An 18139-nucleotide genomic window follows, 5' to 3' on the forward strand; every position below is an offset into this window, starting at 1 on the left:
CTAGCGCGTCTTGCCGCGCAGGGCAACGATCGCTGCCGCCGTCTCCTCGATCGAGCGGCGGCTGACGTCGATCATCGGCCAGCCATGCCGGGTGCAGATCTGGCGGGCATAGGCGAGCTCTTCGGCGATCGCGGCGCGGTCGACATAGTCGGTCGGCTCGTAGGCGCTGGTGTTGCCGAGGATGCGGTTCTGGCGGACCTGAGAGATGCGCTCGGCGGTGGCGATCAGCCCGACGATCAGCGGTTTCGTGGCGTTGACCAAGCTTTCCGGTACCGGCACGCCGAGCACGATCGGGATGTTGGCGGTCTTGATGCCGCGATTGGCGAGATAGATGCTGGTCGGTGTTTTCGAGGTGCGCGAAATGCCAACGAGCACGATGTCAGCGTCGTCCATATTGGCGGGCAGCTGGCCGTCATCATGCTCCATGGTGAAATTGAGCGCGTCGATGCGGCGAAAATATTCGGCGTCGAGAACATGCTGGGCGCCGACGCGGCGGCCGGCCGGCGTGCCGAGATAGGACTGGAACACAGTCAGCACCGGTTCCAGCACGGAGACGCAAGGCAGGCCCATGGCGGCGCAGCGTTCGTCGATACCGCGGGCGAGCTTTTGGTCGACGACCGTATAGAGGACGATGCCCGGCTCCTCCTCGATGTCCTCGAACACTTTCGTCACCTGCTTTTCGGTGCGGATGAGCGGGTAGATATGCTCGATGGCGCGCGCATCCTTATATTGCGCGGAGGCCGCGCGGCCGGCCGCCAGCAGCGTTTCACCGGTGGCATCGGAAATCAGGTGAAGGTGAAAGAAGCTCTGGGGTTTGTTCACAGGGGTTCGTTCCAAGCTGTGGGCCGATGTGGATAAGGTTGGTCGGAAAGATCGGCCGGTCGGAGGCGACTGTATCAGATGCCAGTTTGTCCACAATTCGATGCGCTGTCGGCTTCGTCGGGCGGCTGGGGACAAGTTCGGGGACGGGCTTTTTTGACTCTGCCTCATCCACAGGCCAGTTTTCTTTGCGCGGCCCATTACGCGTTGATTCAAATCCGAAATTTCCAACTGTCCCCAATCCCCTCCTATCCGGCAGAAGAAGCACGCGACAATATGCTGGCTGGCATTTTCCGGGGTAAAGCGGGACAGGAGACAACCACCGATACCAACAGACTCTTAGAATCATAAGATTCCTAGAAATAGAATATTTAATTATAGAGAAGCCTGGAGAGGCGAGCGCTGAATGCCCGAAAACCGGATTATGCTGGACGTGTTGAAGGGCAAGGCTGCGTTTCCGCCGCCGCTCTGGATGATGCGCCAGGCCGGCCGCTATCTGCCGGAATATCGGGAGACACGCAGGCGGGCCGGATCGTTCCTCGATCTTTGCTACGATCCCGATCTTGCTGTGGAGGTAACGCTGCAGCCGATAGAACGCTTTGGCTTCGATGCATCGATCCTGTTTTCCGACATTCTGGTCGTGCCGCATGCGCTGGGCCGCGACGTGCGTTTCGAGGAGGGACGCGGGCCGCTGTTGACGCCGATCTCGGGGGCGGAGATTCCGGCTCTCGACGGCGAAACGTTTCACGTGAATCTCGAACCGGTCTACGAGACGGTTAGACGGCTGCGGACAAAACTGCCTGATGAGACGACGCTGATCGGCTTCTGCGGCGCGCCGTGGACGGTGGCGACCTATATGATCGCCGGCCACGGCACCTCAGACCAGGCGCCGGCGCGGCTGTTCGCCTATCGCGAGCCGGCGGCTTTCCTGCAGCTGCTGAACGTACTTGTCGATCACTCGGCCGCCTATCTCATCCGCCAGATCGAAGCAGGCGCCGATGTGGTGCAGGTTTTTGACTCGTGGTCCGGCGTGCTCGACGAAGTGTCTTTCGAGGCCTTTTGTGTCGGGCCGATGGCGGAGATCGTCAGGCAGGTACGGGCCGTGCATCCCAACGTTCCGATCATCGGGTTTCCCAAGGGCGCCGGCGCCCACTACCGGAGCTATCGCCAGAAGACCGGCGTGACGGGGCTGGGGCTCGACTGGACCGTGCCGTTGACGACGGCAAAGGAACTGCAGCGCGACGGCGCCGTACAGGGCAATCTCGATCCGTTACGGCTGGTGGCCGGCGGCAAGGCTCTAGCCGACGGCGTCGACGCTATCTTGAAAGCACTGGGCGATGGACCGCTGATCTTCAATCTCGGGCACGGCATCACGCCGGAAACGCCGATTGCGCATGTCGAGGCGATGGTGAAACTGGTGCGGAGCGCATCATGACGATGATGGGGAATGGCACCGCGGAAGGTGGTGCTGGCGCAATGCGCCGCGCGGCGATAGCGATTGCGGTTTTCCTCGTGTTGGCTGGGCTTCTGTTCCTGTTTGGGCCAGATGATTTCTATCCCTGGGCAAAGGCGATCCATGTCATTGCCGTCATCTCCTGGGTGGCGGGCATGCTCTATCTGCCGCGGCTGCTGGTTTATCATGCCGATGCGGAGAAAGGCTCCGTCCAGTCGGAAACCTTCAAGGTGATGGAGCGCCGGCTGCTGCGCGGCATCATCAATCCGGCCATGATCATCACCTGGGTATTCGGGCTCTGGCTGGCCTGGAAAGGCTTTGGTTTTCAGGGCGGATGGCTGCATGCCAAGATCGCCGCGGTGCTCGGGCTCTCGGCCGTTCATGGCTATCTGGCCGGCGCGGTGCGCAAATTCGCCGAGGACCGCAATGAAAAACCGGCGAGGCACTGGCGGATCGTCAACGAGTTCCCCACATTACTGATGATCGTCATCGTCGTGCTGGTCATCGTGAAGCCGTTTTGACGCCACCGCATCGACCCGAAAATCGGGATCGATTTTCGGAAAGGACGATGCGGAACTCAAAAAGTCTTACAGCGTCCTTTGCGCGTCGAGAGAGACGCGCGGCGCTCACAAAAGGCGGCTTGCTCTTTTAGTCGACCGACGATAAAAGACGGGTCTTCCTTCCCGTCATGCGCCGCCCCATTTCATCGCTTCGGCCGCGCCCGGCATTTGTCGCATCCCGCCGATATTTTCCCCATGCTTAGTCACTCAGAGTCCGTCTAATGATGCAAGAAATGAAACTCACCGAGTTCAAGAACAAGAAACCGCCAGAGCTGATCGCTTATGCCGAATCGCTCGAGGTCGAGAACGCCAGTGTGATGCGCAAGCAGGAGCTGATGTTCGCAATCCTGAAGCGGCTGGCGACCCAGGATATCGAGATCATCGGCGACGGTGTGGTCGAAGTGCTTCAGGACGGTTTTGGCTTCCTGCGCTCGGCCAATGCCAATTACCTGCCGGGCCCCGACGATATTTATATTTCGCCGTCGCAGATCCGCCGGTTCTCGCTAAAGACCGGCGATACCGTCGAAGGCCCGATCCGCAGCCCGAAGGAAGGCGAGCGCTATTTCGCGCTGCTCAAGGTCAACACGATCAATTTCGACGACCCCGAAAAGATCCGCCACAAGATCCATTTCGACAATCTGACGCCGCTTTATCCGACCTCGCGGCTGAAGATGGAAATGGACGTTCCGACCTCGAAGGACATCTCGGCGCGCGTCATCGACCTGGTGGCGCCGCTCGGCAAAGGCCAGCGCGCCCTTATCGTGGCGCAGCCGCGAACCGGCAAGACGGTGCTGTTGCAGAACATCGCCCATTCGATCACCACCAATCATCCGGAATGCTATTTGATCGTGCTGCTGATCGACGAGCGGCCGGAGGAAGTCACCGATATGCAGCGCTCGGTGAAGGGCGAGGTCGTCTCCTCGACCTTCGACGAGCCGGCGGTGCGCCACGTCCAGGTCGCCGAAATGGTGATCGAGAAGGCGAAGCGCCTGGTCGAGCACGGGCGCGACGTCGTCATCCTGCTGGATTCGATCACCCGCCTCGGCCGTGCCTACAACACCGTCGTGCCGTCATCCGGCAAGGTGCTGACCGGCGGCGTCGACGCCAATGCCTTGCAGCGGCCGAAGCGCTTCTTCGGCGCAGCCCGCAACATCGAGGAAGGCGGCTCGCTGACCATCATCGCCACCGCTCTGATCGACACCGGCAGCCGCATGGACGAGGTCATCTTCGAAGAGTTCAAGGGCACCGGCAATTCGGAAATCGTGCTCGACCGCAAGGTGGCGGACAAGCGCATCTACCCGGCCATGGACATCCTCAAGTCCGGCACCCGCAAGGAAGACCTTCTGGTCGCGCGCCAGGACTTGCAGAAGATCTTCGTGCTGCGCCGCATCCTGGCGCCGATGGGCACAACCGACGCCATCGAGTTCCTGATCGACAAGCTCAAGCAGACCAAGACGAATGCGGATTTCTTCGATTCGATGAACACGTAAGGGATCAGGCGAGGCAGCCCCTCACCTATCCGCGCCGCAACTGCCGCTCGAGCTCCTCAGCGTCCGTTATCACCGGTAGGCAGACCTGCCCGGTGCACAGCCAGGCGCCGGGCTCGATCGTTGGCGGCAAAACGCCGCCTGGCAGCGTCGCCAGGTTTGTCGCCGAGCCGACCGACACGATAGTGTCGACCCGGCGGGGGTCCGGATTTCGATTCGCAACCGGAACAAGCCCGGGGTTCTCTTGGTCGTCCACCAGCACCAGTTTCAACGGCTCGATCGCCAAGGCGCAGGCGTTGACGATACCTGCCTGGCCATATGCCTGATGCGCCGCACGGCCGGCCGCGTGTTCGGCGACCTTCCAGGTCTTTTCCTGTAATTCAAGATCGCCCGAAAGCGAGGACAACCGGACCATGGCCTCGATGATCTGGCCGGTGGCTGACGGGATAGCCTCGTCGACATCGCCCCTGATACGGATCGGCACGTCGGCACTGTCCGACGCGGTGAGGTAGTAGCCGGTGTTGTTCTCATCGCTATGCCATTGATCGAGCTGCGCGATGAATTGGCCGGCCAGCTCGGTGTAACTCGATGTGCCGGTAGCTTCAAACAAGGAGATCGCGGCGTTGACCATGGCGGCGTAGTCGCTCGACAGCGCCGGGAAAAGCCTCTTTGCGCCAAGCATCGAATGCGGCAAGCGACTGTCTCGACCCGCGCTGGCAATGGCCGCGAAGGCCTGCTCCGCCGCCTCGATCCAGTCGATCCGTTTCAGGGAACGACCGGCTTCGGCGAGAGCCGCGATGACCAGGCCGTTCCAATCGGTCAGGATTTTTCCGTCACGCCCGGGTCTGACGCGCTGCTCCCGGGCTGCTAGCATTTTTTCCTTTAAGGGAATGAGCCCGTCGCGATCGGCCACGCTTTGCGTTTGCTGGGCTCCGGTCTGGTGGATGATCGGCTTGCCCTCCCAGCCGTGCGGGGCGACAATTGTAAAGTGTTTGAAAAATAAAGCTGATTCGTCGCCAAGAGCGGTTTCTATCTCATCCTTGCTCCAGGTGTAGAACAGTCCCTCCTCGCGCTCGCTGTCCGCGTCGAGGCTGGCAGCGAATGCACTGCCGTCGACGCGCATCTCGCGCAAGAGCCAGCCGATCGTCTCTTCGATTCGTACCCGGAACAATTCGTTGCCGGTCGCGGCATAGGCCCAATTGCACAGCCGAATGAGCTGGGCGTTGTCGTAAAGCATTTTTTCGAAATGCGGCACCAGCCATTCGGCGTCGGTCGAGTAGCGGCTTAAGCCGCCGCCGATATGATCGTAGATGCCGCCCGCCAACATCTTTTCGAGGCTGAGCAGGACGGCGTCGCGATGGGCTGTGTGGCGATCGCGCAGCCAGGACAGCCAGAGCGTCTGCATGAACGGCGCATTGGGGAATTTGGGCGCGCCGCGCAGGCCGCCCAAATCCCTGTCGATCATGCCTTCGATGCCGTTGGCGAGTGTCGCCAGCGTGTCGCGGTCGAGCACGGCCCTGGCATGCGAGCCGGCCAGCCGCGCCTCGACATGCGTGGTCAGCCCGTCAGCGCTTTGGTTAACGCTTTCTTTCTTCTCCCGCCACGCCTTGTCGACCGCCTCGAGTACCTGGACGAACCCCGGACGGCCGTAGCGTGCCTCGCGCGGAAAATAGGTGCCGCCCCAGAATGGCTTCCCATCCGGCGTCAGGAACATGGTCAGCGGCCAACCGCCCTGCTCGCCCATCGAGGACAGCGCCGCCATATAGATCTGATCGATGTCCGGCCGCTCTTCGCGATCCACCTTGATATTGACGAAGAGACGGTTCATGACGGCGGCGACGTCGTCGTTCTCGAAGCTCTCATGGGCCATGACATGGCACCAATGGCAGGCGGCGTAGCCGACCGAGAGCAGGATTGGCCGCTCAAGCGTTCTTGCTTCGGCGAGCGACGCCGGCGACCATGCCCGCCAATGCACAGGGTTGCCGCTATGCTGCTGCAGATAGGGGCTGGCCTCTTCGGCAAGCAGATTTTGCGCGGGCAATGTCACGGTCGATAACTCGGCAATTGTCGATGAATAAGCGAAGCTAGGGCGGTTGTGCTGGGTCGGCAAATGATTTCAGGTGATTCCATTGTTGCCCTGTCGAGCGGTCGCCTGCCCGCCGGCGTTGCCGTGATCCGCATTTCCGGCCCACAAAGTCGATTCGTTATCGAAACAATTGCCGGTTCCATGGTTGAGAACCGTGTTGCGACCTATCGGAAGTTCAGGACGCCCGACGGATCGGTGCTAGACAGCGCCCTGGTCGTTCTCTTTGCCGGCCCCAACAGCTTCACTGGCGAAGATATCGCCGAATTCCATGTCCATGGCGGGCGCGCCGTTGTGGCAAAGATGCTGGAGACGATCGCCGGCTTTGACGGTGTCAGGCATGCCGAGCCGGGTGAATTCACTCGGCGCGCCTTTCTCAACGGCAAGGTCGATCTGGTCGAGACCGAGGCGCTGGCCGATCTCGTCAACGCCGAGACGGAGGCACAGCGGCGCTTTGCCGTTCAGAATGCCGAGGGTGTGCAGAGCGAGCTCTATTTGGGCTGGCGCCGTCGGCTCATCCATGCGCGGGCGATGATCGAAGCCGAGATCGATTTTGCCGATGAAGATGATGTGCTGGGTTCCGTTGCAGAGACGGTCTGGTCGGACGTGTGGGCGATGATCGACGAGATCGAACGTCATGTCCGGGGGTTCCGGGCCGCCGAAATCATCCGCGATGGGTTCGAGGTCGTCATCCTCGGGGCGCCGAATGCCGGCAAATCAAGCCTGTTCAACGCACTGGCCCGGCGCGAGGCGGCGATCGTCACGGAAGAGCCCGGCACGACCCGCGATCTGCTCGAAGTGGTGCTGGACCTGGAGGGGATGCGCATAAGAGTGACGGATACTGCCGGTCTTCGGGAGAAGCCTGGCAGGATCGAGGCGATTGGCATCGAAAGGGCAAGGAGCAAGGCCGGAACCGCCGATCTGCTGCTCGTGCTGGAGGATATGGCGGAGCCGATTGCAGCGGGCGCACTGCCGGCCGGTGTTCCATCATTGAGGGTCGGGACGAAGGTCGATCTGTTGCAAGGCAAGCCGCGGGCGTCCTTGCTTGGGACACCTTATGATGCGGTTGTCTCGACCAGGGACGGTACGGGGCTGGCGGAGTTGCTGGCGGAGATCGGCCATCGCGCCGCGGCGCAAATTGGCCAGGTAGGCGATATCCTGCCGTCGCGGCTGCGGCACGTCGAGCTTCTCAACGAGACGAAACGCTTCCTGCTTGCTGCAGTGAGGAGCGATGAGCGCGGGCAGGAGCTGCGGGCCGAGGAATTGCGGCTCGCAGCGGATAGGCTCGGCCGGATCGTCGGTGCCGTCGATGTTGAGGACATGCTCGACGTCATCTTTGCGCAGTTCTGTATCGGCAAGTGACTCACGTGAAACATTGCAGGCCGGCCGGCTTCGGTGATTCACGTGAAACGCTGAGCGTTGCGGCAGGAGGAGACCGGTCTCGGCCCCTCACGTCTGAGATCGGCGTAGGCCCTCCATGGCTCGTCATCCTCGGGCGGAGCGAACGCGAGGCAGGCCCCAGGATCCATGTCGTAACGCCAGCCGAAGAATGCGGCGGCTTGGAATGTCGGTTGCGTTCGCAACGCCGCTGCCGGGCAGTCTGTTCGGGTCCCGGTGCACGGCCGTCAGGTAACGGCATGGAATCCCAGGGTCTCCGCGACGTCGCTTCGCTCCTGCTCCGCCCTAGGATGACGAAGGGGATACCTTGGCCAATCTCCGAAGTTCGCGATACTCCGCGATGGACTGGTCGCCGCCCGCCAAGATCGCAGTGCCAGCGCATCAGTTGCATTGTTTCACGTGAAACGATTCGTCGAGCGTCCTTGACAGCGCAGGCTGTCGGCGACATGTGTCGGTCGACTTGAATTCGGGATTCTGAAATGACCGATCGCTATGATGTGGTTGTGGTGGGCGGCGGCCATGCTGGTTGCGAGGCGGCCAGCGCTGCGGCGCGCGCCGGTGGCAAAACGGCTCTGGTGACGCTGCGCTTCGAGACGATCGGCGTGATGTCCTGCAATCCGGCGATCGGTGGGCTGGGCAAGGGGCATCTGGTTCGCGAGATCGACGCCATGGACGGGTTGATGGGGCGCGTCGCTGACGCCGCCGGCATCCAGTTCCGTTTGCTCAACCGCCGCAAGGGACCCGCCGTGCGCGGGCCGCGCACGCAAGCGGACCGGAAGCTCTACCGGCTCGCCATGCAGGCGGCGATTCGCGAGCAGGCCGGTCTCGACGTGGTTGAGGGCGAGGTCCTGGATTTCGAAATCGTCAATGGCCGCATAGAGGCTGTGCTGCTGGCCGATGGCCGCCGGCTTGCCTGCGGCGGCGTGGTGCTGACGACCGGAACGTTTCTGCGCGGGCTGATCCATATTGGCGAGAAGAAGATCGTTGCCGGCCGGATGAACGAGCAGGCCAGCCTCGGCCTATCCGCCACCATGGCGCGCGCGGGCTTCAAGCTCGGGCGGCTGAAGACCGGCACACCGCCACGGCTGGATGGCAGGACGATCGATTGGGCGTCGCTGGAGAGCCAGGCAGCGGATGATAATCCGGTGCCGTTCTCGCTGATGACCGACTGCATCGCCAACCCGCAGATCCATTGCGGCATTACGCGCACGACCGCGGCGACGCATGAGTTGATCCGCGCCAATCTGGGCCGTTCCGCCATGTATTCCGGCTCGATCGAAGGGATGGGGCCGCGCTACTGCCCGTCCATCGAGGACAAGATCGTCAAGTTCGGCGACCGCGAGGGCCACCAGATTTTTCTGGAGCCGGAAGGGCTGGACGACGACACCGTCTACCCGAACGGCATTTCGACCTCACTGCCAGAGGACGTGCAGCTCGACATTCTGAAAACCATTCCGGGATTGGAGCATGCTGTCATGCTGCAGCCCGGCTATGCCATCGAATATGATCATGTCGATCCGCGCGAGCTCAAGCCGACGCTGGAAACCAAGCGGATTGGTGGTCTTTTCCTCGCCGGGCAGATCAACGGCACGACCGGCTACGAGGAGGCCGGGGCGCAGGGGCTGCTCGCCGGCCTCAACGCCGCGCGGCAGGCATCGGCAAGCGATCAGGTCGTGCTCAGCCGCACCGAGGCCTATATCGGGGTGATGGTCGACGACCTGACCAGCCGCGGCATCGCCGAACCCTACCGTATGTTCACCTCGCGGGCCGAGTTCCGGCTGTCGCTGCGGGCCGACAACGCCGATGAGCGGCTGACGCCGCTGGCCACGAAGCTCGGGATCGCCTCGCGGCAACGGATGCAACGGTTTAGCGATGTCGTGCAGGAGCTAGAAAAGGCGCGCAAGCTTGCGGTTGGCACGACCATGACCCCCAACGAAGCGGCGCGTCATGGACTCGAAATCAACAGGGACGGTGTGCGCCGCTCCGCCTATGAGTTGCTGGCCTATCCGGGTGTCGATGTCGCCTGGCTCGCCCAAATCGTCCCGGAGTTTGCGGCAATCGAGGGCAAAACGGCCGAACGCCTCGAAACGGAAGCGAAATATTCGGTCTATCTCGACCGGCAGCAGGCGGATGTCACCCAGATCAGGCATGAGGAGAGCCGGCTGATCCCGACCTCGCTCGATTTTGCTTCTGTTCCGGGCCTGTCCAACGAGCTGAAGCAGAAGATGCTGGCGCGCCAGCCGCGTTCCATAGCCGATGCACAGCGGATGGAAGGCATGACGCCGGCGGCGCTGGCGATCATCGTCGCGCATGTCCGCAACGCCGAGGCCGCCGCGCGAAGGAATGTTGCGTGAGCGCTGCCTCATGGGCAAGCCTGCAAGAGGCTGCGGGCCCGGTTTCACGTGAAACATTCGACCGTCTGATCGACTTCGAGACGGTCTTCCAGAAATGGAACCGCCGGATAAACCTGGCGGCGCAGTCGACGCAGGACGATGTCTGGCGCCGGCACATCCTTGACAGTGCGCAGCTTGCGCGAATCAAACCGGAGGCGAAGCGCTGGGTCGATCTGGGCTCGGGCGGCGGTTTTCCCGGTCTGGTCCTTGCCTTTCTGCTCGCCGAGCGTGACGGCGCCAGCATCGATCTGGTTGAAAGCAATCGGAAAAAGGCATCATTCCTGCAAGCGGTCGTCGGCCAATTCAACCTGCCTGCCCGCATCATCGCGCGGCGCATTGACGACGTCTATCCGCTTGTTTCGACGCCACAAATCGTCACGGCCAGGGCGCTGGCGTCGCTTCCGGTCCTGCTCGAACTGTCGGCGCCGTGGTTGACGGCGGGCGCGTGCGGCCTGTTCCACAAAGGCCGGGATTACCGCGCCGAAGTGGCAGAAAGCGCTCAACGATGGTCATTCGATCTGGTAGAACATGCCAGCGCGACCGACGCTCATGGCGTCATCCTCGAACTGTCTGATTTGCGCCCACTGACTTGAGATCGGCGACCTCGGAATGAATTTCTGGCATAGACCCATGATGAAGAATGGCCCCCGAATCATCACCGTAGCCAACCAGAAGGGCGGCGTCGGCAAGACGACGACGGCCATCAACCTGGCCACGGCGCTGGCGGCGATCGGCGAGCGGGTGCTGATCGTCGATCTCGATCCGCAAGGCAATGCCAGCACCGGCCTCGGCATCGACCGGCGCGACCGCACGGTTTCGTCCTATGACGTGCTGACCGGCGAACTGGATCTGGAGGCGGCGGCGATCCCGACGGCGGTGCCGGGCCTGTTGATCGTGCCGTCGACGCTCGATCTGCTCGGCATCGAAATGGAGATCGCGTCGGCGCCGGACCGGGTGCTGCGGCTGCGCAATGCCCTGCGCGCCTCGGCCGGACGCTCTGCGAATTTTGGCTATGTGCTGATCGATTGCCCGCCGTCGCTCAACCTTCTGACGCTGAACTCGATGGCCGCGGCCGATTCGGTGCTGGTGCCGCTGCAGTGCGAATTCTTCGCGCTCGAAGGCTTGAGCCAGCTGCTGGAGACGGTCGAGCAGGTTCGCCGCTCGATCAATCCCGACCTGACGATCCAGGGCATCGTGCTGACCATGTTCGACGGGCGCAACAATCTCGCCAACCAGGTGGTGCAAGACGTGCGCGCGCATATGGGCGACAAGGTCTATGAAACCGTCATCCCGCGCAATGTGCGTGTCTCCGAGGCGCCGTCCTACGGCAAGCCGGCGATCCTCTACGATCTCAAATGCTCCGGCAGCCAGGCCTATCTGCAGCTTGCCTCCGAGGTGATCCGCCGCGAGCGCAAATTGCGCGCCGCCTAATGCTGCCGCCAAAGAAGCTGATTCGATAGCGAAACGATCTGGACAGACGATGAGTGAAGACCTTTCAAGAAAAAGACTGGGCCGGGGACTGGCCGCGCTAATCGGCGAAATCGATCGCCCGGCAGCAGTGGAAAAGCAGAGCATGAATGCCGACGGCAAGGTTCCGATCGAGTTCCTGAGCCCGAACCCAAAGAATCCGCGCCGGCATTTTGGCGACGCCGACCTGACCGATCTTGCCCAGTCGATCCGCGAACATGGCGTGGTGCAGCCGGTGGTGGCGCGGCCGTCGCCGACGCAAGCTGGCCGCTACGAGATCATCGCCGGCGAGCGGCGCTGGCGCGCGGCGCAGCGCGCCGGGCTGGTCGAGATCCCGATCATCGTGCGCGATGTCAACGATCGCACCGCGCTCGAACTGGCGATCATCGAAAACGTCCAGCGCACCGACCTCAACCCGGTCGAGGAGGCGATGGGCTACCAGCAGCTGATCGACGATCACGGCTACACCCAGGCCGATCTCGGCCAGGTGATCGGCAAGAGCCGCAGCCACGTCGCCAACACGCTCAGGCTGCTGAAGCTGCCGGACGTGATTCGCGATATGCTGGTCGATGGCGCGCTGTCGGCCGGCCACGCCCGCACATTGGTGACGGCGCAGGATCCGGCGGGCCTGGCCAAGCGGATCGTCGAGGACGGGCTTTCGGTGCGCCAGGCCGAAGCGCTGGCGCAGATGCCGGCCGGCGCTCCAACGGTAAAGCGACAGCCTGCAGCACCGGCACAGAAGGATGCCGATACGCTGGCGCTGGAAAAGCTGATGACCGGCACGATCGGCATGATCGTCACGATCGAGCACAAGGAACGCGGCGGCGTGATCAGCGTCGCTTACCGGACGCTGGAGCAGCTCGACGAGCTCTGCCGTCGGTTGAAGCAGGAGCGGTAGGTGCTTGAGGCGACACGATATTTAGCCGGCAAATAAGGGTTCCAGCTTAGGATTAACGCATCGCGTCGATGGATAAGGAAAAAGGGCCGGGCACTGCGCCGGCCCTTTCTTTTGCGATGCTGGTGATTGGCGAAATCGTCAGAGCAATCAATCTCCCCCCTCGAGGGGGGAGATGGCCGGCAGGCCAGAAGGGGTCGTCTCACATAATTCGCCCACGTCGTCTGTCGTCGCGGAAAGCGCTGGCACTTCTCGCGCGGCGACCCCCTCTGTCGCCTTCGGCGACATCTCCCCCTCAAGGGGGGAGATTAGGCTCTCTGCGCCAGCCTTGCGCTCTCAACAGCAATGCCGAGCAGCGCCTGCCTTGCCAGCGCGACCGAGAGATCCGGCCGCCGGCGGGTCTGCAGGACCGCCGTCTGTAATCGGGTCAAAGCGCGGCCAAGCGCCTCGCTGTTCCAGCGATCGAGGGCCTTCTCCACCAGCTTGCGCCGCGAGAAAAAAACCGGCGGGCGCGCCGCGGCAACGACTGAAGCGGCGTTGCGGCCGCCGGTGTCCATCAGGCCGCGCATTGCCTGGATCGCCTGCAGCTGCCGCATCGCCGAGGAAAGCACCAGAAAAGCTTGGCCGCCGGACTGGCAGTGGCGGGTGAAGGCCATGTCGAAATCGCCGACCTTGCCCTCGAGCAAGGCATCGACGGCGTCGTCGAAGGATAGACCGGAGACGTCGCCCGAAGTCGCCTTGACGTCGTCGAGGCCGATTTCGGTCTGGCCGTGGGCGTAGAGCACCAGCTTCTCGATCTCGCCGCGCGAGGCCAGCCGGTCGCCGCCGAGGTTGCGGCGCAGCGCCTGGCGGGCCTCCAGCGTCATCGACATGCCGGCCTTGCGCAGTTCGTCGTCGATGACCGTGTCGATGTCGCGGGCCTCGTCGGCATAGCACGGCAGCGCCATGGCAATGTCCGCCGCCTCAACGATGGCGCGCAGCCCGACGCCCTTCTTCAGGTCCCCGGCCTCGATCAGTATGATCGCGTCCCGCGCGGGCTCAGCAATCAGCGCCTTGACGTCGTCGGCCAGCGCCTTCTGGCCGGAGGCATTGCGCACCCAGAGCAGGCGCCGGTCCGAAAACATCGGCACGGTGCGAGCCTCGTCGAGCAGGCGGCCTTCGTCGCGATCGACTTCCGAACCGTCCAGCCTGACCACCGAGAACGGATCGTCGAGCGGCAGGCCGGTTTTGCCGGCAAAGGCCTTTGCACGCTCGGCGACGAGCCCACGATCGGGACCATACAGCAGGACGACCGAGATGCGCGGATCCGGCCGCGCCAGCCACGAATCGACCTCATAACCTTTCTTCTGTGCCATGGGCTCTGGTTAGCATGAATGCGGGCGCGGGGTGAACAAAAGGACGCCGCTATCTTCCGAAACACCTATAGCACAGCGCCCTCTCTGTCCCGCCGACATCTCCCCGGATATAGGAATTTCGAGAGGTTTGCCGATCTTGCAGTCCTCGCCCCGCAAAGCGGGGGAGAGGTGGCCGTTAAGCGGTCGGAGAGGGGGCAACCACGCTGGCGAGCCTCTGAATCATTCAGGTCGCGCCTTCCCCCTCTCCGTCTCGGCTTTGCCGAGCCACCTCTCCCCCATTTCATTGGGGGCGAGGAACCCGTTGCAAGCCCAAAAATACCGGCTCTTGCGCCAAATCAGGCCGGACCATTCGCCTAGTTGCGCGCGGCACCAGAAGATCGACAAGAAATTTCGGCGACATATCTGCATCTTGGCTGGCGGTATCGGGGAGGCGGCTTTCTGTGGTCGTTCCCGGTTGAAGCACCAGCCGACGAATTGGCACTGGTCTGCCGGTGTGCAAGTATCGCGCCGGGCAACATTGGAGGACGAAGGTCATGGCCGATGCAGGACTATTGCGGTTCCATGTGCCGGAACCCGAGGTGCGGCCGGGCGGGACGCCGGATTTCTCTGATGTGACCATTCCTAAGGCCGGCTCGGTGCCGCGTCCCGAGATCGACGTCGATCCGCGCACCATCCGCGACATGGCCTTCTCGATCATCCGCGTGCTCAACCGCGCCGGCGAGGCGGTCGGACCCTGGGCTGGCCTGCTTTCCGACGACGAATTGCTGGAAGGACTGCGCCATATGATGACGCTGCGCAGCTTCGATGCGCGCATGCAGATGGCGCAGCGGCAGGGCAAGACCTCCTTCTACATGCAGCATCTGGGCGAGGAGGCGGTGAGCTGCGCCTTCCGCAAGGCGCTGGCGCCGGGCGACATGAATTTTCCGACCTATCGGCAGGCAGGCCTGCTTATCGCCGACGGCTACCCGATGGTCACGATGATGAACCAGATCTATTCGAACGAGGCCGACCCGCTGAAGGGGCGGCAACTGCCGATCATGTATTCGTCGAAGGAGCACGGCTTCTTCTCGATCTCCGGCAATCTGGCGACGCAATATATCCAGGCGGTCGGCTGGGCGATGGCTTCGGCGATCAGCAATGATTCGAAGATCGCTGCCGCCTGGATCGGCGACGGTTCGACGGCCGAGTCCGACTTCCATTCGGCGCTGGTGTTCGCCTCCACCTACAAGGCGCCGGTCGTGCTCAACGTCGTAAACAACCAGTGGGCGATCTCGACCTTCCAAGGCATCGCCCGGGGCGGCTCCGGCACTTTCGCCGCCCGCGGTCTCGGCTTCGGCATTCCGTCGCTGCGGGTCGATGGCAACGACTATCTCGCCGTCCATGCGGTGGCGAAATGGGCGGCCGAGCGCGCGCGGAAAAATCTCGGCCCGACGCTGGTCGAATATGTCACCTACCGTGTCGGCGCGCATTCGAGCTCCGACGATCCGTCGGCTTATCGGCCGAAGGCTGAGTCCGACGCGTGGCCGCTCGGCGATCCGATCGTCAGGCTGAAGAACCATCTCATCCAGCGCGGCGTCTGGTCGGACGAGCGCCACACCCAGGCCGAAGCAGAAATCCTCGAAACAGTGATCGCGGCGCAAAGGGAGGCCGAGCGCCATGGCACGCTGCATGCCGGTGGCAAGCCTTCGGCGCGCGACATGTTCGAGGGCGTCTATGCCGAGATGCCGCCGCATCTCAGGCGCCAGCGCCAGCAGGCCGGGGTCTGACCATGCCAAGACGGACAATCATCGAGGCGATCCGCGACGCCATGGACGTGTCGATGGCCCGCGACGAACGCGTCATCGTGTTCGGCGAGGATGTCGGCTTTTTCGGCGGCGTCTTCCGCTGCACGCAAGGGCTGCAGGCCAAATATGGCAAGAGCCGCTGCTTCGATGCGCCGATCAGCGAATCCGGCATCGTTGGCTCGGCCATCGGTATGGCCGCTTACGGCCTGAAACCTTGCGTCGAAGTGCAGTTTGCCGACTATGTCTATCCGGCCTATGACCAGATTGTCTCGGAAGCGGCGCGGCTGCGCTACCGGTCGAATGGCGACTTTACCTGTCCGATCGTGGTCAGGATGCCGACCGGCGGCGGCATTTTTGGCGGCCAGACCCACAGCCAGAGTCCGGAGGCGCTGTTCACCCATGTCTCCGGCCTGAAGGTCGTGGTGCCGTCCAATCCGCATGACGCCAAGGGTCTCTTGATTGCGGCGATCGAGGATCCCGACCCGGTGATCTTCCTGGAGCCGAAGCGGCTCTACAACGGGCCCTTCGACGGCCACCACGAGCGCCCGGTGACGCCGTGGTCGAAGCATGAACTCGGCGAGGTGGCCGACGGCCACTACACGGTCCCGCTCGGCAAGGCGGTGATCCGCCGGCCGGGTTCCGCTGTCACCGTGCTCGCCTATGGCACCATGGTTTATGTCGCCGAGGCGGCGGCCGAGGAGACCGGCATCGACGCCGAGATCATCGATCTGAGGACGCTGCTGCCGCTCGATCTCGAGACGATCGTCGGCTCGGTGAAAAAGACGGGCCGCTGCGTGATCGTGCACGAGGCGACGCTGACGTCCGGGTACGGCGCCGAGCTGTCGGCCCTGGTGCAGGAGAACTGCTTCTACCATCTGGAAGCGCCGGTGGCGCGGGTCGCCGGCTGGGACACGCCCTATCCGCACGCGCAGGAGTGGGACTATTTTCCCGGTCCCGCTAGGCTCGGCCGCGCGCTCGTTGAAACGATGGAAGCCTAAAAGGGGGAGGCCTGACGACGATGGGCGAATATGTGATCAAGCTGCCCGATGTCGGCGAAGGCGTCGCCGAGGCCGAGCTGGTCGAATGGCAGGTCAAGGTCGGCGATCTCGTGCGCGAGGACGCGGTGCTGGCCGCCGTCATGACCGACAAGGCGACGGTCGAGATTCCCTCGCCCGTTGACGGCGAGATCGTCTGGCTCGGTGCGGAGATCGGCGACACGGTGGCGATCGGCTCGCCCATCGTCAGATTGAAGGTGGCCGGCGAAGGCAATGTGAAGGCCGCTGCGGAATCGTCGGGAGGTGAGGCGAAAGCCACCGAGGCTACCCCCACCCCGGGCCCCTCCCCACAAGGGGGAGGGGGACGAGCTTCGGCCGCCAAAGCCGATGCCAAATCGGTCGCGCGCCCGTCCGCAAAAGTTTCCGCGCGTGAGGATGAACCGGCGACGGAATCCGCCTCCCCCTTGTGGGGAGGGGTTGGGGGTACTGCGGTCGGTGGGGGTCTCGCGGCCGTCTCCGGCGCGCCACGCCTCGAAGGCGAAAAGCCGCTGGCGTCGCCGGCCATCCGCCTCAGGGCGAAAGAGGCCGGCATCGATCTGCGTCAGGTCACAGGAAGCGGCCCGGCCGGCCGTATCCAGCATGAGGACATCGAGGCGTTTCTGGCGCGCGGGCCGCGGCTCGCGAAAATCTCCGGCCTCGCCCCCAACGAGACGATCGAGGACATCAAAATCATCGGGCTCAGGCGAAAAATCGCCGAGAAGATGACGCTGGCCAAGTCGCGCATTCCGCACATCACCTATGTCGAGGAGATCGATGTTACCGCACTCGAGGATTTGCGCGCCGCGCTCAACAAGGAGAAGCGCACCGGCGCGGAAAGGCCGAAGCTGACGCTGCTGCCGTTCCTGATGCGGGCGATGGTCAGGGCGATCGCCGACCAGCCCAACCTCAACGCGCTGTTCGACGACGAAGCCGGCATCATCCACCAGCATGGCGGCGTCCATATCGGCATTGCCGCGCAGACGCCTTCGGGGCTGGTGGTGCCGGTGGTCAAACACGCCGAGGCGCGCGACATTTGGGACTGCGCCGCCGAGCTCAACAGACTCGCCGAGGCGGCCAAATCAGGCACGGCGACGCGCGACGAGCTCTCGGGTTCGACCATCACCATCACCTCGCTCGGCGCCATGGGCGGTGTCGCGACGACGCCGGTGATCAATCATCCGGAAGTGGCGATCCTCGGCGTCAACAAAATGATGGTGCGGCCGGTGTGGGACGGCACCCAGTTCATCCCACGCAAGATGATGAACCTGTCCTCCAGCTTCGACCACCGGGTGATCGACGGCTGGGACGCCGCGGTGTTTATTCAACGGATCAAGGCGCTGCTGGAGTCCCCGGCGCTGATTTTTGTGGATTGAGGCTGGTGGTGCAAGAAATGACAGCGGCAGCGATCCTT

14 protein-coding genes are annotated in these 18139 nt (G+C 63.2%); 11 read left to right on the plus strand and 3 right to left on the minus strand.

Annotated features, from left to right (window positions below):
• Positions 1-822 (minus strand): pyruvate, water dikinase regulatory protein, encoded by an 822-nt coding sequence (locus tag ACWTU8_RS15720; protein ID WP_455848869.1) that lies wholly within the window; start codon positions 820-822, stop codon positions 1-3.
• Between the two features lie 403 nt (positions 823-1225).
• Between ACWTU8_RS15720 and hemE the strand changes: the two genes are divergently transcribed.
• From hemE to rho, 3 genes are all read left to right on the plus strand, one after another.
• Positions 1226-2254, plus strand: a complete 1029-nt coding sequence (hemE, locus tag ACWTU8_RS15725) for a uroporphyrinogen decarboxylase (RefSeq protein ID WP_455848870.1) — start codon at positions 1226-1228, stop codon at positions 2252-2254.
• Positions 2251-2793 carry a protoporphyrinogen oxidase HemJ gene (hemJ, locus tag ACWTU8_RS15730; RefSeq protein WP_029348031.1) on the plus strand — a complete coding sequence of 181 codons (543 nt, stop codon included), beginning with the start codon at positions 2251-2253 and terminating at the stop codon, positions 2791-2793. Before hemE ends, hemJ begins: the two co-directional genes overlap by 4 nt.
• A gap of 263 nt (positions 2794-3056) precedes the next feature.
• A complete protein-coding gene (gene rho / locus ACWTU8_RS15735; protein WP_027153631.1) occupies positions 3057-4322 on the plus strand; it encodes a transcription termination factor Rho in 1266 nt (421 codons plus the stop codon).
• A gap of 25 nt (positions 4323-4347) precedes the next feature.
• Here rho and ACWTU8_RS15740 read toward each other — a convergent pair whose 3' ends face one another.
• The gene (locus tag ACWTU8_RS15740) at positions 4348-6366 is read right to left on the minus strand and encodes a thioredoxin domain-containing protein (RefSeq protein ID WP_455848871.1); all 2019 of its coding nucleotides are present in this window, start codon (positions 6364-6366) and stop codon (positions 4348-4350) included.
• 63 nt (positions 6367-6429) lie between these two features.
• On the opposite strand from ACWTU8_RS15740, the gene mnmE reads away from it, so the two are divergent.
• From mnmE to ACWTU8_RS15765, 5 genes are all read left to right on the plus strand, one after another.
• A complete protein-coding gene (gene mnmE / locus ACWTU8_RS15745; RefSeq protein ID WP_455848872.1) occupies positions 6430-7764 on the plus strand; it encodes a tRNA uridine-5-carboxymethylaminomethyl(34) synthesis GTPase MnmE in 1335 nt (444 codons plus the stop codon).
• A gap of 515 nt (positions 7765-8279) precedes the next feature.
• Positions 8280-10154, plus strand: a complete 1875-nt coding sequence (gene mnmG / locus ACWTU8_RS15750; protein ID WP_455848873.1) for a tRNA uridine-5-carboxymethylaminomethyl(34) synthesis enzyme MnmG — start codon at positions 8280-8282, stop codon at positions 10152-10154.
• On the plus strand, positions 10151-10786 hold the full coding sequence (gene rsmG / locus ACWTU8_RS15755) for a 16S rRNA (guanine(527)-N(7))-methyltransferase RsmG (RefSeq protein WP_455848874.1): 636 nt from the start codon (positions 10151-10153) through the stop codon (positions 10784-10786). Before mnmG ends, rsmG begins: the two co-directional genes overlap by 4 nt.
• A 37-nt stretch (positions 10787-10823) precedes the next feature.
• Positions 10824-11624 carry a ParA family protein gene (locus ACWTU8_RS15760; RefSeq protein ID WP_455848875.1) on the plus strand — a complete coding sequence of 267 codons (801 nt, stop codon included), beginning with the start codon at positions 10824-10826 and terminating at the stop codon, positions 11622-11624.
• Between the two features lie 49 nt (positions 11625-11673).
• Positions 11674-12558 (plus strand): ParB/RepB/Spo0J family partition protein, encoded by an 885-nt coding sequence (locus ACWTU8_RS15765; protein ID WP_455848876.1) that lies wholly within the window; start codon positions 11674-11676, stop codon positions 12556-12558.
• A gap of 305 nt (positions 12559-12863) precedes the next feature.
• Here ACWTU8_RS15765 and holA read toward each other — a convergent pair whose 3' ends face one another.
• Positions 12864-13910, minus strand: coding sequence for a DNA polymerase III subunit delta (gene holA, locus ACWTU8_RS15770; RefSeq protein WP_455848877.1), 1047 nt, complete (start codon positions 13908-13910; stop codon positions 12864-12866).
• Between the two features lie 533 nt (positions 13911-14443).
• Here holA and ACWTU8_RS15775 point away from each other — a divergent pair.
• The 3 genes from ACWTU8_RS15775 to ACWTU8_RS15785 are packed head-to-tail and all read left to right on the plus strand — an operon-like array spanning position 14444 to position 18101.
• Complete coding sequence (locus ACWTU8_RS15775) at positions 14444-15676, plus strand: 3-methyl-2-oxobutanoate dehydrogenase (2-methylpropanoyl-transferring) subunit alpha (protein ID WP_127314033.1); 1233 nt, start codon at positions 14444-14446, stop codon at positions 15674-15676.
• 2 nt (positions 15677-15678) lie between these two features.
• Positions 15679-16692, plus strand: a complete 1014-nt coding sequence (locus ACWTU8_RS15780) for an alpha-ketoacid dehydrogenase subunit beta (RefSeq protein ID WP_455848878.1) — start codon at positions 15679-15681, stop codon at positions 16690-16692.
• Positions 16693-16712: 20 nt separating this feature from the next.
• A complete protein-coding gene (locus ACWTU8_RS15785) occupies positions 16713-18101 on the plus strand; it encodes a dihydrolipoamide acetyltransferase family protein (RefSeq protein ID WP_455848879.1) in 1389 nt (462 codons plus the stop codon).
• The last annotated feature ends 38 nt before the right edge of the window (positions 18102-18139 follow it).

The organism is Mesorhizobium sp. BHbdii (assembly GCF_053848045.1).

Bases quoted from the DNA above. Each gene is read 5' to 3' on its own strand.
- hemE (WP_455848870.1), top strand. From the start codon at position 1,226: ATGCCCGAAAACCGGATTATGCTGGACGTGTTGAAGGGCAAGGCTGCG.
- hemJ (WP_029348031.1), top strand. From the start codon at position 2,251: ATGACGATGATGGGGAATGGCACCGCGGAAGGTGGTGCTGGCGCAATG.
- rho (WP_027153631.1), top strand. From the start codon at position 3,057: ATGCAAGAAATGAAACTCACCGAGTTCAAGAACAAGAAACCGCCAGAG.
- mnmE (WP_455848872.1), top strand. From the start codon at position 6,430: ATGATTTCAGGTGATTCCATTGTTGCCCTGTCGAGCGGTCGCCTGCCC.
- mnmG (WP_455848873.1), top strand. From the start codon at position 8,280: ATGACCGATCGCTATGATGTGGTTGTGGTGGGCGGCGGCCATGCTGGT.
- ACWTU8_RS15760 (WP_455848875.1), top strand. From the start codon at position 10,824: ATGATGAAGAATGGCCCCCGAATCATCACCGTAGCCAACCAGAAGGGC.
- ACWTU8_RS15765 (WP_455848876.1), top strand. From the start codon at position 11,674: ATGAGTGAAGACCTTTCAAGAAAAAGACTGGGCCGGGGACTGGCCGCG.
- holA (WP_455848877.1), bottom strand. From the start codon at position 13,910: ATGGCACAGAAGAAAGGTTATGAGGTCGATTCGTGGCTGGCGCGGCCG.
- ACWTU8_RS15775 (WP_127314033.1), top strand. From the start codon at position 14,444: ATGGCCGATGCAGGACTATTGCGGTTCCATGTGCCGGAACCCGAGGTG.
- ACWTU8_RS15780 (WP_455848878.1), top strand. From the start codon at position 15,679: ATGCCAAGACGGACAATCATCGAGGCGATCCGCGACGCCATGGACGTG.
- ACWTU8_RS15785 (WP_455848879.1), top strand. From the start codon at position 16,713: ATGGGCGAATATGTGATCAAGCTGCCCGATGTCGGCGAAGGCGTCGCC.